The 14,406-nt window shown below is 40.4% G+C and carries 16 protein-coding genes and 1 tRNA gene; 16 read left to right on the forward strand and 1 reads right to left on the reverse strand.

Annotated features, from left to right (window positions below; all coding sequences use genetic code 11):
* Positions 1 to 38 precede the first annotated feature (38 nt).
* From QRD39_RS01835 to QRD39_RS01855, 5 genes are all read left to right on the forward strand, one after another.
* Positions 39 to 1,193 (forward strand): ABC transporter ATP-binding protein, encoded by a 1,155-nt coding sequence (locus tag QRD39_RS01835; RefSeq protein ID WP_002887695.1) that lies wholly within the window; start codon positions 39 to 41, stop codon positions 1,191 to 1,193.
* Positions 1,177 to 1,971 (forward strand): ABC transporter permease, encoded by a 795-nt coding sequence (locus tag QRD39_RS01840; protein ID WP_021146283.1) that lies wholly within the window; start codon positions 1,177 to 1,179, stop codon positions 1,969 to 1,971. Before QRD39_RS01835 ends, QRD39_RS01840 begins: the two co-directional genes overlap by 17 nt.
* A complete protein-coding gene (locus tag QRD39_RS01845) occupies positions 1,968 to 2,747 on the forward strand; it encodes an ABC transporter permease (protein WP_143567715.1) in 780 nt (259 codons plus the stop codon). Before QRD39_RS01840 ends, QRD39_RS01845 begins: the two co-directional genes overlap by 4 nt.
* Positions 2,740 to 3,807, forward strand: coding sequence for an ABC transporter substrate-binding protein (locus QRD39_RS01850; protein ID WP_285955459.1), 1,068 nt, complete (start codon positions 2,740 to 2,742; stop codon positions 3,805 to 3,807). Before QRD39_RS01845 ends, QRD39_RS01850 begins: the two co-directional genes overlap by 8 nt.
* Before the next feature lie 270 nt (positions 3,808 to 4,077).
* On the forward strand, positions 4,078 to 4,971 hold the full coding sequence (locus tag QRD39_RS01855; RefSeq protein WP_285955460.1) for an SPFH domain-containing protein: 894 nt from the start codon (positions 4,078 to 4,080) through the stop codon (positions 4,969 to 4,971).
* 47 nt (positions 4,972 to 5,018) lie between these two features.
* On the opposite strand, the gene gloA is transcribed toward QRD39_RS01855, so the two are convergent.
* Positions 5,019 to 5,414 (reverse strand): lactoylglutathione lyase, encoded by a 396-nt coding sequence (gloA, locus tag QRD39_RS01860; protein ID WP_008535248.1) that lies wholly within the window; start codon positions 5,412 to 5,414, stop codon positions 5,019 to 5,021.
* 113 nt (positions 5,415 to 5,527) lie between these two features.
* Here gloA and QRD39_RS01865 point away from each other — a divergent pair, with 113 nt between their 5' ends.
* The 11 genes from QRD39_RS01865 to gyrB all read left to right on the forward strand — a co-directional run bounded on the left by QRD39_RS01865 (position 5,528) and on the right by gyrB (position 14,316).
* Positions 5,528 to 6,421 carry an ROK family protein gene (locus tag QRD39_RS01865; protein WP_021146278.1) on the forward strand — a complete coding sequence of 298 codons (894 nt, stop codon included), beginning with the start codon at positions 5,528 to 5,530 and terminating at the stop codon, positions 6,419 to 6,421.
* A 153-nt stretch (positions 6,422 to 6,574) separates the two neighbouring features.
* Positions 6,575 to 7,669, forward strand: a complete 1,095-nt coding sequence (gene serC, locus QRD39_RS01870) for a 3-phosphoserine/phosphohydroxythreonine transaminase (protein ID WP_002887682.1) — start codon at positions 6,575 to 6,577, stop codon at positions 7,667 to 7,669.
* Between the two features lie 12 nt (positions 7,670 to 7,681).
* Positions 7,682 to 8,239 (forward strand): GNAT family acetyltransferase, encoded by a 558-nt coding sequence (locus tag QRD39_RS01875; protein WP_008535244.1) that lies wholly within the window; start codon positions 7,682 to 7,684, stop codon positions 8,237 to 8,239.
* 18 nt (positions 8,240 to 8,257) lie between these two features.
* Positions 8,258 to 9,436 (forward strand): 3-phosphoglycerate dehydrogenase family protein, encoded by a 1,179-nt coding sequence (locus tag QRD39_RS01880; RefSeq protein ID WP_002887785.1) that lies wholly within the window; start codon positions 8,258 to 8,260, stop codon positions 9,434 to 9,436.
* A gap of 56 nt (positions 9,437 to 9,492) precedes the next feature.
* Complete coding sequence (locus tag QRD39_RS01885) at positions 9,493 to 9,987, forward strand: methylated-DNA--[protein]-cysteine S-methyltransferase (RefSeq protein ID WP_285955461.1); 495 nt, start codon at positions 9,493 to 9,495, stop codon at positions 9,985 to 9,987.
* A 33-nt stretch (positions 9,988 to 10,020) separates the two neighbouring features.
* Positions 10,021 to 10,374 (forward strand): arsenate reductase family protein, encoded by a 354-nt coding sequence (locus QRD39_RS01890; RefSeq protein ID WP_285955462.1) that lies wholly within the window; start codon positions 10,021 to 10,023, stop codon positions 10,372 to 10,374.
* A gap of 57 nt (positions 10,375 to 10,431) precedes the next feature.
* Positions 10,432 to 10,502 (forward strand) — tRNA-Thr (locus QRD39_RS01895).
* A 152-nt stretch (positions 10,503 to 10,654) separates the two neighbouring features.
* Positions 10,655 to 11,029 carry a CidA/LrgA family protein gene (locus QRD39_RS01900; RefSeq protein WP_285955463.1) on the forward strand — a complete coding sequence of 125 codons (375 nt, stop codon included), beginning with the start codon at positions 10,655 to 10,657 and terminating at the stop codon, positions 11,027 to 11,029.
* Positions 11,022 to 11,717: an LrgB family protein gene (locus tag QRD39_RS01905; RefSeq protein WP_021146273.1), complete on the forward strand. Its 696-nt coding sequence runs from the start codon at positions 11,022 to 11,024 to the stop codon at positions 11,715 to 11,717. The genes QRD39_RS01900 and QRD39_RS01905 overlap by 8 nt, the downstream gene beginning before the upstream one ends.
* Positions 11,718 to 11,802: 85 nt before the next feature.
* Entirely contained in the window at positions 11,803 to 12,363 is a 561-nt protein-coding gene (locus tag QRD39_RS01910) for an HAD-IA family hydrolase (RefSeq protein ID WP_285955464.1), read from the forward strand.
* Positions 12,364 to 14,316 carry a DNA topoisomerase (ATP-hydrolyzing) subunit B gene (gyrB, locus tag QRD39_RS01915; RefSeq protein ID WP_285955465.1) on the forward strand — a complete coding sequence of 651 codons (1,953 nt, stop codon included), beginning with the start codon at positions 12,364 to 12,366 and terminating at the stop codon, positions 14,314 to 14,316.
* Positions 14,317 to 14,406 lie beyond the last annotated feature (90 nt).

Consider the following 14,406-nt stretch of genomic DNA (forward strand, 5'->3'; position numbering starts at 1 on the left):
CTATCTTATATTTAATTTTTATGGAGGACTTATGACAATTGACTAATCCGATTATTGCCTTTCAAAACGTCTCAAAAGTGTTTGAAGACAGTGGCACACAAGTTTTAAAAGACATCAACTTTGAACTAGAAGAAGGAAAATTCTATACTCTGCTTGGAGCTTCTGGTTCTGGGAAATCGACCATTTTGAATATCATTGCCGGTCTCTTGGATGCGACCAGTGGTGACGTCCTTTTAGATGGAAAACGTATCAATGATATTCCTATCAATAAAAGGGATGTCCACACCGTTTTCCAATCTTATGCCCTCTTCCCACATATGAATGTCTTTGACAATGTGGCCTTTGCGCTTAAGTTAAAAAAGGTCCCTAAAAAGGAGATTGAAGAGCGTGTAGAAGAAGCCTTGAAAATGGTTCAACTAGATGGTTATCAAAAGCGCTCAATTCAAAAATTATCTGGTGGACAACGTCAACGGGTGGCCATTGCCCGTGCGATTATCAACCAACCACGAGTGGTCCTTTTAGATGAGCCTCTGTCAGCACTGGATTTGAAGCTACGTACTGAAATGCAATACGAGTTGCGTGAATTGCAGCAGCGACTTGGGATTACCTTTGTCTTTGTTACCCACGACCAAGAAGAAGCCCTGGCTATGTCGGATTGGATTTTTGTTATGAATGATGGGGAAATTGTTCAGTCAGGAACCCCTGTTGATATCTATGATGAGCCTATCAACCACTTTGTAGCTACCTTTATTGGAGAATCCAACATTCTTCCTGGCGTGATGATTGAGGATTATCTGGTTGAGTTCAATGGAAAACGCTTCGAATCTGTTGATGGAGGAATGCGTCCTAACGAACCTGTTGAAGTGGTTATCCGTCCTGAAGATTTACAAATTACGCTTCCTGAAGAAGGAAAGCTACAAGTTCGAGTGGAAACGCAACTCTTCCGTGGGGTTCACTATGAAATTATTGCTCATGATAATCTTGGCAATGAATGGATGATCCACTCGACCCGTAAGGCTATTGAGGGTGAGATTATCGGTCTTGATTTTACGCCTGAAGATATTCACATCATGCGTCTCAATGAGACAGAAGAAGAATTTGATGCCCGTATTGAAGAATATGTGGAAATGGAAGAGCATGAAGATGGCTTGATTAATGCCATTGAGGAGGAACGCCATGAAGAAAACAGCTAGCCTCTTTTCGGTACCCTACCTGCTTTGGCTTCTGCTTTTTGTGGTTGCTCCAGTGCTCATGCTCTTGTATCAGTCTTTCTTTGATATCAGTGGCAACTTTACTTTAGATAATTACGGGACCTTCTTTTCCAGTTGGACCTACTTGAGGATGAGCTTCAACTCGGTTCTTTATGCGGCTATTATTACTATAGTCACTCTCCTCATTTCCTATCCTACGGCTTATCTTTTGACGAGACTCAAGCATAAACAGCTTTGGTTAATGCTTGTCATTTTGCCAACCTGGGTCAATCTCCTTCTTAAAGCTTATGCCTTTATGGGGATTTTTGGTCAACAAGGTGGGATTAACGCCTTTCTTGGTTTCTTTGGTATTGCACCTATGCAAATCCTTTTTACGGATTTCTCCTTTATTTTTGTAGCCAGCTACATCGAAATACCGTTTATGATTCTGCCGATTTATAATGCCCTAGATGATTTGGATGAAAATATCGTTAATGCGAGCAAGGATTTGGGTGCTAATGATTGGCAGACCTTTACTAAGGTTATCTTTCCTTTGTCGCTTAACGGGGTTCGTTCAGGTGTGCAATCAGTCTTCATCCCTAGTCTCAGTCTCTTTATGTTGACACGCTTGATTGGTGGTAACCGAGTGATTACCCTAGGAACGGCTATTGAACAGCACTTCCTCACAACGCAAAATTGGGGGATGGGGGCAACCATTGGGGTTGTTCTCATTGCTGCTATGATTGCGACTATGTGGTTAACGAAGGAGAGACGTCAATGAAAAAATTTGCAAATCTCTATCTCGTTTTTGTCTTTGTTATCCTCTATTTGCCTATCTTTTATTTAATCGCCTATTCTTTCAATAGTGGTGGCGATATGAATCATTTCAAAGGCTTTACGCTGGATAATTATCAGAGCATGTTTTCAGATAGTCGACTCATGTTGATTTTGGCTCAAACCTTCTTCTTAGCCTTTCTTAGTGCTCTCTTGGCGACACTCATTGGTACCTTCGGGTCTATCTTTATCTATGAGAGCAAACAGAGGCAGCAAACGGGGATTTTATCTCTAAATAACGTGCTCATGGTTGCACCTGACGTTATGATTGGTGCCAGTTTCTTAATTCTATTTACCTTAATTGGCTTTCAGCTTGGTTTCGTCTCTGTTTTGCTAAGCCACATCGCCTTTTCAATTCCAATTGTGGTTCTCATGGTTTTACCACGTCTCAAGGAAATGAATCGTGATATGGTAAATGCGGCCTATGACTTGGGTGCGACCCAGTGGCAGATGTTGCGAGAGGTAATGCTACCATACTTGACACCTGGAATTATCGCTGGTTATTTTATGGCCTTTACTTATTCTTTGGATGACTTTGCCGTGACCTTCTTCGTTACAGGTAATGGTTTTTCAACACTTGCTGTGGAGATTTACTCACGTGCTCGTAAGGGAATTTCTTTGGAAATCAATGCCCTCTCAACCGTTGTTTTCCTATTCTCTATCCTTTTGGTTATTGGCTATTACTTGATTACCAAGGAGAAAAAGGAGGAGCAAGATGCGTAGACTCTATGAATTTTTACTAGGGATTGTAGCCATTATACTTGTCCTTTGGGGAATTTCTGCCTATATGCAAAGTCACACAGGAAGTGCCTCTGATAAATTAGTGATTTATAACTGGGGGGACTATATTGATCCTGATCTCTTGACCAAGTTCACCAAGGAAACAGGCATCAAGGTTCAGTATGAAACTTTTGATTCCAATGAGGCCATGTATACCAAGATTAAGCAGGGGGGGACTACCTACGACATTGCTGTACCGTCAGACTATACCATTGATAAAATGGTTAAGGAAAACCTGTTGGTGAAATTGGATAAATCTAAAATCCATGGCTTTGATCAAATTGGCTCAAGCTTCAAGGGACTTAGTTTCGACCCTCGCAATGATTATTCCATTCCTTATTTCTGGGGGACTGTCGGCATTGTCTATAATACAAAATTGGTAAAAAAAGCTCCTCAGCATTGGAATGATCTCTGGTCGCCTGATTACAAAGACCAAATTATGCTAGTTGATGGGGCACGTGAAGTCATTGGCTTTTCACTTAATAGCTTGGGATACAGTCTGAACACCAAGAACATGACGGAATTGCGTTTGGCGGAGACCAAGCTCAATAGTTTAACTCCTAATATCAAAGCTATTGTAGGCGATGAAATGAAGGGATACATGATTCAAGGTGATGCTGCTATTGGAGTAACCTTCTCAGGGGAAGCTAGTGAGATGCTTGATAAAAACAAGGATCTTCGCTATGTTGTTCCTTCTGAGGGTTCAAATCTTTGGTTTGATAATCTGGTTATCCCGAAGACAGTTAAGCACAAAAAAGAGGCTTATGCCTTTATCAATTTCATGCTTAAGCCGGAAAATGCAGCTCAAAATGCCGAATACATCGGTTATGCAACACCTAACGATGCAGCCAAAGCCTTGCTTCCAAAGCGGATTACTGATGATAAAGCCTTCTATCCATCAGAATCAACGATCAAAAACCTAGAAGTCTATGATAATCTAGGCCAAAAATGGTTAGGCATCTATAACGATATTTACCTTCAAGTTAAGATGTATCGTAAATAAGCCTTCTAAGTTTAAGTGCTAGATTCAAAGTAAAACAATTCTTCAAATATTTTTATTTTCAAAAATGAGAGACTGAAACGTCATAGTTTCAGTCTCTTTACTAATGCTGACAAATCTTGCTTATTAATCCTTACCCTTATAAGAGTCATAGTGCCTTTAGCTGATTTCTATGGAAGGAGCAAAAAGAAGATTTGTTTTTTCTTGAATAATTGTATTACTGTGCTATAATAAAACAAAGGAATTTATAATGTTTATTTTGGAGGACTTAACATGCAAGCAGCACTTCTCTTTTTACTGATTTCCTTCCTAATTATCATGGGAATTCTTATCAGTATGCTTTATGTCGTTCGTCAGCAGTCAGTGGCTATTGTTGAACGATTTGGACGCTATCAAAAAATTGCAACGAGTGGTATCCATATACGTTTACCATTTGGTATCGATAAAATTGCGGCACGTATTCAATTACGCTTGCTTCAAAGCGAGATTGTAGTGGAAACCAAGACAAAGGACAATGTTTTTGTCATGATGAATGTCGCTACGCAGTATCGTGTTAATGAGCAAAATGTGACCGATGCATATTATAAACTCATGCGTCCAGAGGCTCAAATTAAGTCATATATTGAGGATGCCCTTCGTTCATCAGTTCCTAAATTGACGCTTGATGAGCTTTTTGAGAAGAAAGATGAAATTGCCCTTGAAGTTCAACACCAAGTGGCAGAAGAAATGACAACCTACGGTTATATTATTGTGAAAACATTGATTACTAAGGTTGAGCCAGATGCTGAAGTTAAACAATCTATGAACGAAATCAATGCTGCTCAACGTAAACGCGTAGCAGCCCAAGAATTGGCAGAAGCGGACAAAATCAAGATTGTCACAGCAGCCGAAGCTGAAGCTGAAAAAGACCGTCTTCACGGGGTAGGTATTGCCCAGCAACGTAAGGCCATCGTTGATGGTTTGGCTGAATCTATTGCTGAATTGAAAGAAGCTAATGTGGGTATGTCTGAAGAGCAGATTATGTCTATTCTCTTGACCAACCAATATTTAGATACCCTTAATACCTTTGCTGTTAAAGGTAATCAAACCTTATTCTTACCGAATAATCCAAATGGAGTAGATGATATTCGTACCCAAATTCTGTCAGCCTTGAAGACAGATAAATAGTAAGCAAACAAAGAAGCCAGATTTGAGATAATCTGACTTTTTTTTGTTTATTTTTCTAAGAACTGAGCCAAGCGGATAACTTCAATCTTATAGCCATCTGGATCAGTGATAAAGTAGTACATTTTTGGTTTACCAGGAAGACCTGAGAGATCAGTGACAGTGTAGCCAGCTTCTTTGTGGGCTTGGTGTGTAGCTTCTAGGTCATCAACACCAACAGCGATGTGTCCATAGCCATTTCCAAGGTCGTAAGCTTCATGATCGTAATTGTATGTTAATTCCAACTCGTAATCAGGATCGTCTTCGAGTTGCATGTAGACAAGCGTGAATTTATATTCTGGAAAATCATTACGACGGACTTCTTTGAAACCAAGAGCGTCTTGGTAAAAGTTTAGTGAAGCTTCTAGGTCCTTAACACGAACACAAGTGTGTAGGAATTTAGTCATGTGAGAGACTCCTTTTATCTAATTTTGTATTCTCATAATAGCATTTTGGGACCATCTTTTCTAGTCTTAGCTACATGTGATATAATGGCGAAAAAGAATCTGAGGAGGTATCTATGACGATTTTAGCGATTGATTTTGGCGGAACTCAGGTCAAGTCTGCCCTTGTTTCGGAGGAGTTTGCCCTTGAAAAGAGTCTACCAACGCAATCATCTCCACAAACCTTGAATCAAACCCTTGATGTGATTGACTATTTGGTAACGTCGGTTAAAGTAGCCTTAACGGGCATTGCTATCAGTGTTCCTGGGACAGTAGATACTGATGAGGGTGTTATTTATCACGGAGGCTTGTTGCGATTCTTCCACGGTTTTCGTATCAAAGACATCCTTGAAGCCAAGTATCATTTACCAGTCACGGCTCTTAATGATGGGAAAGCAGCAGCTTTAGGCGAGCTGGCGATGGGGCATTTACAGGGAGTGACCAACGGTGCAGCCCTTGTTTTGGGTTCAGGTCTAGGTGGTGGTCTTATTATTAATGGTAAACTTTTTCAAGGAAGTCACTTTCAAGCGGCTGAGTTAACATTTCTTCTTCCAGTTCAAATGGAAAAAGTTAATCCTTCACAAATGCGAGGAACAACTCTTTCAGCTGTTGGTTTCATTACTAGGGTTAATGAAGTGCTGGGTAATGCTGATTTAAAAGATGGTCGTGAAGCTTTTAAGGCAATCAATGCTAGAAATGAAGCTGTTTATCCAATTTTTGAGGCCTATTGTCGAAGCTTAGCTATTACTATTCTAAATCTTCAATCCATCTTTGATATGGAAATCTTTGTTCTTGGAGGTGGTATTTCAGCTCAGCCGGTTCTGATTGAGGAGGTCAACCGCCAGTTTGATAAGGTTCGCCATGAGATAGACTTTATCGGAAAAATTATTAAACGACCTAAAATTGTCGCCTGCCATCACCATAATGGTGCTAATTTGATTGGTGCGGCTTATTTCCTTAAACAGAGATAACGGATACTAAAATCAAATGGCGCCAAAAATATACATAAAATACCTAACTTTTTTGTGACGAGCGGGCAATTCCGTTCGTTTTTTGCTCTTAGGACTTTACAATATTCAGAAAATTCGCTATAATGGGACCATTAAAATTTTGGAGGTGTCTTTATGACAATTTATAATTTCTCAGCAGGACCTGCTACATTACCAAAACCAGTGCTTGAAAAGGCACAAGCTGAATTGCTTAACTACCAAGATTCCGGTATGTCCGTGCTAGAAATGTCCCACCGTTCTCCAGAATTTGACAAAATCGTTAAAGATGCGGAAGCGACACTTCGTGAGTTAATGGCTATTCCTGATAACTATAAGGTTATTTTCTTGCAAGGTGGTGGCTCTACACAATTCTCAATGTTACCACTGAACCTCGCTCAAGGTAAGAAAGCTTACTACCTTGTAGGTGGTTCATGGGGTAAAAAAGCTTATACAGAAGCTGTTAAACTTTCAAAAACCATTCCTTTTGAACCAATTCTTTTGGCGTCATCTGAGGATACTGTTTACGATCATATTCCAAGTTTTGATCCTTCAACGATTGATCCAGAAGCTGCCTATGTTCACTTGACTACTAACAATACCATTGAAGGAACAGCTATCTATGATTTGCCTGATACCAATGGTGTGCCAATTGTAGCTGATATGTCTTCAAATATTTTGGCTGCTCGCTATAACGTTGAAGATTTTGCCCTTATCTATGCTGGTGCTCAGAAAAATATTGGACCTGCTGGTGTGACAGTGGTTATCGTCCGTGAAGACTTCCTTAACGACCAACCACAATTGTCTGCTATGTTGGACTACCGTATTCAAGCTGAAGCAGGATCACTTTACAATACACCACCATGTTTCAGTATTTATATTTCAAAACTCGTCTTTGACTGGGTTAAAAATGAAATTGGTGGCGTAGATAAGATGGCGGAAATTCAACGTGAAAAATCAGGTCTTCTTTATGATTATATCGAGTCATCTGATTTTTACACCAATCCTGTTAAAGATGCCAAGGATCGTTCTGTCTGCAACATTCCATTTGTCACGCCAAGTAAAGACTTGGATGCTAAATTTGTAGCAGAAGCAGATGCTCTTGGCTTCAAGAATATCAAGGGTCACCGTTCAGTTGGTGGTATGCGTGCCAGTGTTTATAACGCCTTTCCACGCCAAGGTGTCCTTGATTTGATCGACTTTATGAAGAAATTTGAAGCTGAAAATAAGTAATTAGGTAAAGAGATGGAAATTAGACAAGCCTTTCCAAATGAAATTAAGCCCATCATGACGGTTATTGAGAGTGCCAGAGCTGCTCTAGCAGAAGCTGGCAGTTCCCAATGGCAAGGGGCTGATGGTTACCCTACTGAAGAAACCATCTTTGATGATGTCCTCAAAGGACAAGCCTATGTCGGTATCATTGACGGTCAAATTGTTTCTTATGCTGCGGTGGTTACTGATGGAGACCCTGCTTACGACAAAATCTATGACGGTGATTGGAAGCATCACAATAAGCGATACATTACTTTTCATAGGATTGCCGTTTTGACTGAGGTTACAGGTCAAAGGGTCGCTCAAACCTTTATTCAAGGTCTTATCGAGGGAACTGACGCTCATGATTTTCGTTGCGACACGCATGAAAAGAACCTTGTCATGCAGCATATTTTGGAGAAACTAGGTTATGTCTATTGTGGCAAGGTTCCTATTGACGGGGAACGATTTGCCTATCAGAAAATCAAAACCAAGAGGGAAAAGGCCTTCTATCAAGAAGTTGATGAGGCAACCCATCATGGTATACATTGATTTAAGAGGAATAAAATTATGGTATTTAGTGTAAAAACGTATAACAATATTAACCAGATTGGTTTGAAGGAACTTGGAAATCATTTTCAAATCGATGGTGATTTAGCGAAAAATCCGGATGCTTACATCATTCGTAGTCAAAATCTCCATGATACAGTTTTCCCTGAAAATTTGAAAGCCATTGCTCGTGCCGGTGCCGGTACTAACAATATCCCAGTTGCTGAAGCCACTCAAAAAGGAATTGTTGTCTTCAATACTCCAGGAGCTAATGCTAATGCAGTTAAAGAAGCTGTTTTGGCTTCTATCTTGCTCTCAGCACGTGACTATATTGCGGCCAATGCTTGGGTTAATACGCTTAGTGGTGACGATGTGCCTAAACAAATCGAAGCAGGTAAGAAACAGTTTGCAGGTAGTGAGATTGCTGGTAAAACACTTGGTGTTATCGGACTTGGTGCCATTGGTGCCCGTATTGCCAATGATGCTTACCGTTTGGGAATGAAGGTCTATGGCTACGACCCATATGTTTCTATTGAAGCAGCTTGGAATATTTCTCACCATGTTAGACGTGTCTCTGATTTAAAACAAATCTTTGAAAACTGTGACTATATCACTGTTCACGTTCCATTAACACCTGATACGAAAGGTACTTTCAATGCAGATGCCTTTAACCTCATGCAAAAAGGAACAACAATCATCAACTTTGCCCGTGCAGAATTGGTAGAGAATGATGCGCTCTTTGATGCTTTGGAAACAGGTGTCGTAAAACGTTATATCACGGATTTTGGGACAGAAGAACTGCTTAACAAGCCTAATGTGACAGTCTTCCCGCATGTCGGTGGTTCAACAGGTGAAGCAGAACTCAACTGTGCGATTATGGCTGGTCAAACCATCCGTCGCTTCATGGAAACAGGTGAAATTGTCAATTCTGTTAACTTCCCACGTGTACAACAAGCTTTGAGCGCTCCATATCGTATCACCTTGATTAATAAAAACGTGCCTAACATTGTGGCTCGTATCTCAACAGCGGTCTCTGATTTTAATATCAATATTGATAATATCATCAACCGTTCAAAGGGAGAGTATGCTTATACCCTTCTTGACCTTGATGAAACAGACAAGTCTAAGATTGATGAATTGGTCGCTAAGTTTGAAGCTAGTGACAATATCGTACGAGTACGTTTGATTAAAGGTAAATAATTCAAAAATAAGCTGACAGGGACATGTGTTTCCTGTCTTTTTGTTATAATGAACCTATGTTTTATCGTCAGTATTATGTATCTCCCCTTGGTCGCCTGTCCTTGGTGGCTAGTGAGGAAGCCCTCTATGGTATATGGTTAGAAGGACAAAATCATTTTCAAGCAGGTCTTGAGGAAGAAAAGTTAGTAGACACCTCAAATCCTATTTTAGAAGTGACAAAGAAGTGGTTGCAGGCCTATTTTGAAGGTGAAAATCCAAGCCCAAATATCCTTCCATTAGCTGAACGAGGAACAGACTTCCAACAAAAAGTTTGGTCGGCTTTAAGAGCGATTCCGTATGGACAAAGCAGATCATATGGTCAGATTGGCAAGCAGCTTTCTTGTCACTCAGCTCAGGCTGTTGGAACCGCTATTGGTAAGAATCCTTGGTTGATACTTATTCCTTGTCACCGTGTCCTACCTAACACCGGTCATATAGGAAATTATGCTGCTGGAGAGGCTGCCAAGCGTTTCTTACTCCATTTGGAAGGGCTTAGGTTTGACAAGATGTAGAAACATGCTTATGCTATAGAAAAGGAGAAAAACATGTATACTTTTTATGAATATCCAAAATGCAGCACTTGTCGTAAGGCTAAAGCTGAACTCAATCAATTAGGTATTGAGGTTGAGTCCATCAACATTAAGGAAAATCCACCTTCAGCTCAATTTTTAAAAGAGCTTCTAGAGGGGTCAGATTTAGAGCTCAAGAAATTCTTTAATACGAGTGGACAATCCTACCGTTCTTTAGGATTGAAGGACAAACTTCCAACCTTATCGGTAGATGAAGCCGTAAATCTCTTAGCTTCAGATGGTATGCTGATTAAACGTCCTATCTTGCTTAAGGATGGTAAGGTATTACAAATTGGCTACCGTACGCCTTACCAAGACTTAAATTTATAAAAAATAAGCAAAATGTCTTGCCACGGTAAACAGTGATATGGTAAGATAGAAACAGTTGCCGCTATAGTTAAATGGTATAATAGAGCAATGGTAATGCTCCGTTCCGAGTTCAATTCTCGGTGGTGGCATCTGTGATTTACTCCAGCTTAGAGCTGGAGTTTTTTTTTGTTCAAAGGGAGTCCGTGGACGGTAGGGATTTTTCAAAAGAATTTACTGAAAACTCTTGAAATCCAAGAAAAAAGGAGTAGACTATTAGGTGATTAAACCTAGGAGGCAACTCGTGAAATACTACGTTCAATTCATGTTGATTTGCTTATTTGCCGTTATTGGTGAAGCCATTTCAACTTTTTTTAAACTACCCATACCTGGAAGTATTATTGGTCTATTCTTGCTTTTGATTGCTCTGCAGCTCAAGTGGATTCGTTTGCGTCATATTCATGCAGTCGCAGAATTTTTAATAGCCAATATGACCATTCTATTTTTGCCAGCAGGTGTCGGTATTATGGAACGATGGGATGCTATTTCTGATAACATTGTCCCTATTATTTTGATTATTATGGGTGCCTTGGTTCTTAATATTATAGTGATTGCAGTAGTTGTTGGTTTTATCAAGAAACACTTCGAAGGTGACTACAAGGAGGTTAAACGTGGCTAATTTTTATAACACACCCTTGTTTGGCTTAACCCTTTCTGTGTTGGCCTATACAATCGGGCTTTTGATTTACCGTCGTTTTCCTAATCCATTGACAACACCTCTTCTTGTATCTACTGCCTTGATTATCTTGATTTTGCACTATACAGGAATTTCATATAAGGATTACTATGTAGGCGGTTCATATCTTAATAGCTTGATTATTCCGTCAACGGTTGCCCTAGCTGTTCCTTTTTATAAGAATCTCCACCTCATGCGTCACCATTATAAGAGTATCTTGATTGGTTCGACTTTGGCCTGTGTTCTCAATACAAGTTACACGGCCTTGATTGCTAAGCTTTTTGGGATGGATTATTTCCTAGCGATTTCCCTCTTTCCGAAGTCTGTAACAACGGCCATGGCTGTGGGAATCTCTGAGAAAATGCAAGGGATTACGACCGTTACCCTAGTAGTCGTTGTCATTACGGGGATTCTAACCTCTGTCCTAGGTCCTGTTTTTCTAAAAATAATGGGAATCAAGGACCCGGTAGCTATTGGGCTTGCTCTCGGAGGAACTGGACATGCCGTAGGTACTGGAGCTGCCTTTAGATATGGACAAGTAGCAGGTGCCATGGGTGGATTATCTATAGCTGTGACAGGGATTTTATACGTCTTTATCAGCCCTATTGTGGCTAGTTTGATTTTAAGCTAAAAAATTAAGGTTTGGACTGGTTTTCCAAGCCTTTTTAGCTGTGAAAAACAAGCAAAATCTGACCTTTTATGTTATAATTAAGGTTATGAATTATGGAGATTATATCTGGGATTTGGGTGGTACCTTACTAGATAATTATCAGGTGTCAACCCAAGCCTTTCAAGCAACTTTGAAACAATTTAACCGTACGGCGGAATTTCAAGCAGTCTATGATGCTCTTAAGGTGTCAACCAGTACTGCTATTGGAATGTTTGCACCTGATATAGCTGATTTCCGCACCCTATATAAGCAGGAAGAGGCTAAGCATTTGCAAGAACCTGTGCTTTTTGAAGGAGCTAAGGCGATTCTGGCGAAGATTGTAACTGAAGGTGGGCGTAACTTTTTGGTTAGCCACCGTAACCATCTAGTGCTAGACATCCTGGATAAAGCAGAGATTACTCCTTACTTTACAGAGATTGTAACTTCGGAAAATGGTTTTGCGAGAAAGCCTAGTCCTGAGAGTTTCCTTTATTTAATAAAAAAATACGATATTAAACACGGCTTGGTCATTGGTGACCGCCAGATAGATATTGAGGCTGGAAAAGCGGCAGGTATGGACACCTTACTTGTTGATGGCCATAAATCATTATTGGAGATAGTGACATAGATGACTGATGAATTAAAAAATTTCGAAGAAAAAGCACAAGAATATGATGCTAGTCAGATTCAAGTTCTAGAAGGACTTGAAGCGGTGCGTATGCGCCCAGGGATGTATATTGGCTCAACCTCTAAAGAGGGCTTGCATCATTTGGTATGGGAAATAGTTGATAACTCTATTGATGAGGCGCTGGCTGGTTTTGCCACTCATATTCAAGTTTTTATTGAGCCTGACAATTCCATTACGGTTGTCGATGACGGTCGTGGTATCCCCGTAGGCATCCAAGAGAAAACAGGCCGTCCAGCGGTTGAAACAGTCTTTACGGTCCTTCACGCTGGTGGTAAATTTGGCGGTGGCGGCTACAAGGTCTCTGGTGGTTTGCACGGAGTTGGTTCTTCGGTCGTCAATGCCCTCTCAACCCAACTGGATGTTAAGGTCTATAAAAATGGCCATATTCACTACCAAGAGTATAAACGTGGTGTTGTGGTAGACGATTTAGCGATTATTGGTGATACAGAGAAACACGGAACAACCGTTCACTTTACTCCGGATCCAGAAATTTTCCAAGAAACAACGGAGTTTGACTTTGGAAAATTAGCCAAACGTATCCAAGAATTGGCCTTTTTGAACAAGGGGCTACGCATTTCGATCACTGATAAACGTGAGGGTCTTGAGCAAGAGAAACATTATCACTATGAGGGTGGTATCACCTCTTATGTCAAATACATCAATGAAAACAAGGATGTTATCTTTGATGAGCCTATTTACACGGATGGTGAAATGGATGGTATTTCAGTCGAAGTTGCTATGCAGTATACGACTGGCTACCATGAAACTGTCATGAGTTTTGCCAACAACATCCACACCCATGAAGGTGGTACTCACGAGCAAGGTTTCCGTACGGCTTTAACACGTGTCATTAATGATTATGCACGTCAAAATAAGATTCTTAAGGATAAAGATGATAATTTGACTGGGGACGATGTTCGTGAAGGTCTTACAGCCATTATCTCTGTTAAGCATCCCAACCCGCAATTTGAAGGTCAAACCAAGACCAAGCTAGGAAACTCCGAAGTGGTTAAGATTACTAACCGTCTTTTCAGCGAAGCCCTTAGTCGTTTCCTTTTGGAAAATCCAGCTATCGCTAAAAAGATTGTTGAAAAAGGAATTTTGGCTTCTAAGGCTCGTATTGCAGCCAAGCGTGCGCGTGAAGTGACCCGTAAGAAGTCAGGCCTTGAAATCTCTAACCTTCCAGGTAAGTTGGCAGATTGTTCGTCAAACAATGCCGAAATGAATGAGCTCTTCATTGTCGAAGGAGACTCAGCTGGTGGTTCTGCCAAGTCAGGTCGTAACCGTGAATTCCAAGCCATCCTACCTATTCGTGGTAAGATTTTGAATGTTGAAAAGGCAAGCATGGATAAGATTCTGGCTAATGAAGAAATTCGTTCCCTGTTCACAGCTATGGGTACTGGATTTGGTGCAGAGTTTGATGTCAGCAAGGCTCGTTACCACAAATTGGTTATCATGACCGATGCCGATGTTGATGGAGCTCACATTCGTACTTTGCTCTTGACTTTGATTTATCGCTTTATGCGTCCAATCTTAGAAGCGGGTTATGTTTACATTGCTCAACCTCCAATATATGGGGTTAAGGTTGGCTCTGAAATCAAAGAGTACATCCAACCAGGTGTAAATCAGGAAGAAAAATTACGTGCTGCTCTTGAAAATTACAGTGTGGGACGTTCAAAACCTACAGTACAACGTTACAAAGGTTTAGGTGAAATGGATGATCACCAACTTTGGGAAACAACCATGGATCCTGCAAATCGTTTGATGGCACGAGTTTCTGTGGATGATGCTGCAGAAGCAGATAAGATTTTTGATATGTTGATGGGGGACAAGGTTGAACCTCGCCGCGAATTTATCGAAGAAAATGCCGTTTACAGTACTCTAGATATCTAATATTCTTTTAGAAAAGGGTGCAATGCTAGGATAACTATGATATAATCGTAATGTTATTCTACATTTATGAACATAATAGACGATTAAGGA

The sequence above is a fragment of the Streptococcus raffinosi genome, from assembly GCF_030284685.1.
Classification (GTDB): domain Bacteria; phylum Bacillota; class Bacilli; order Lactobacillales; family Streptococcaceae; genus Streptococcus; species Streptococcus raffinosi.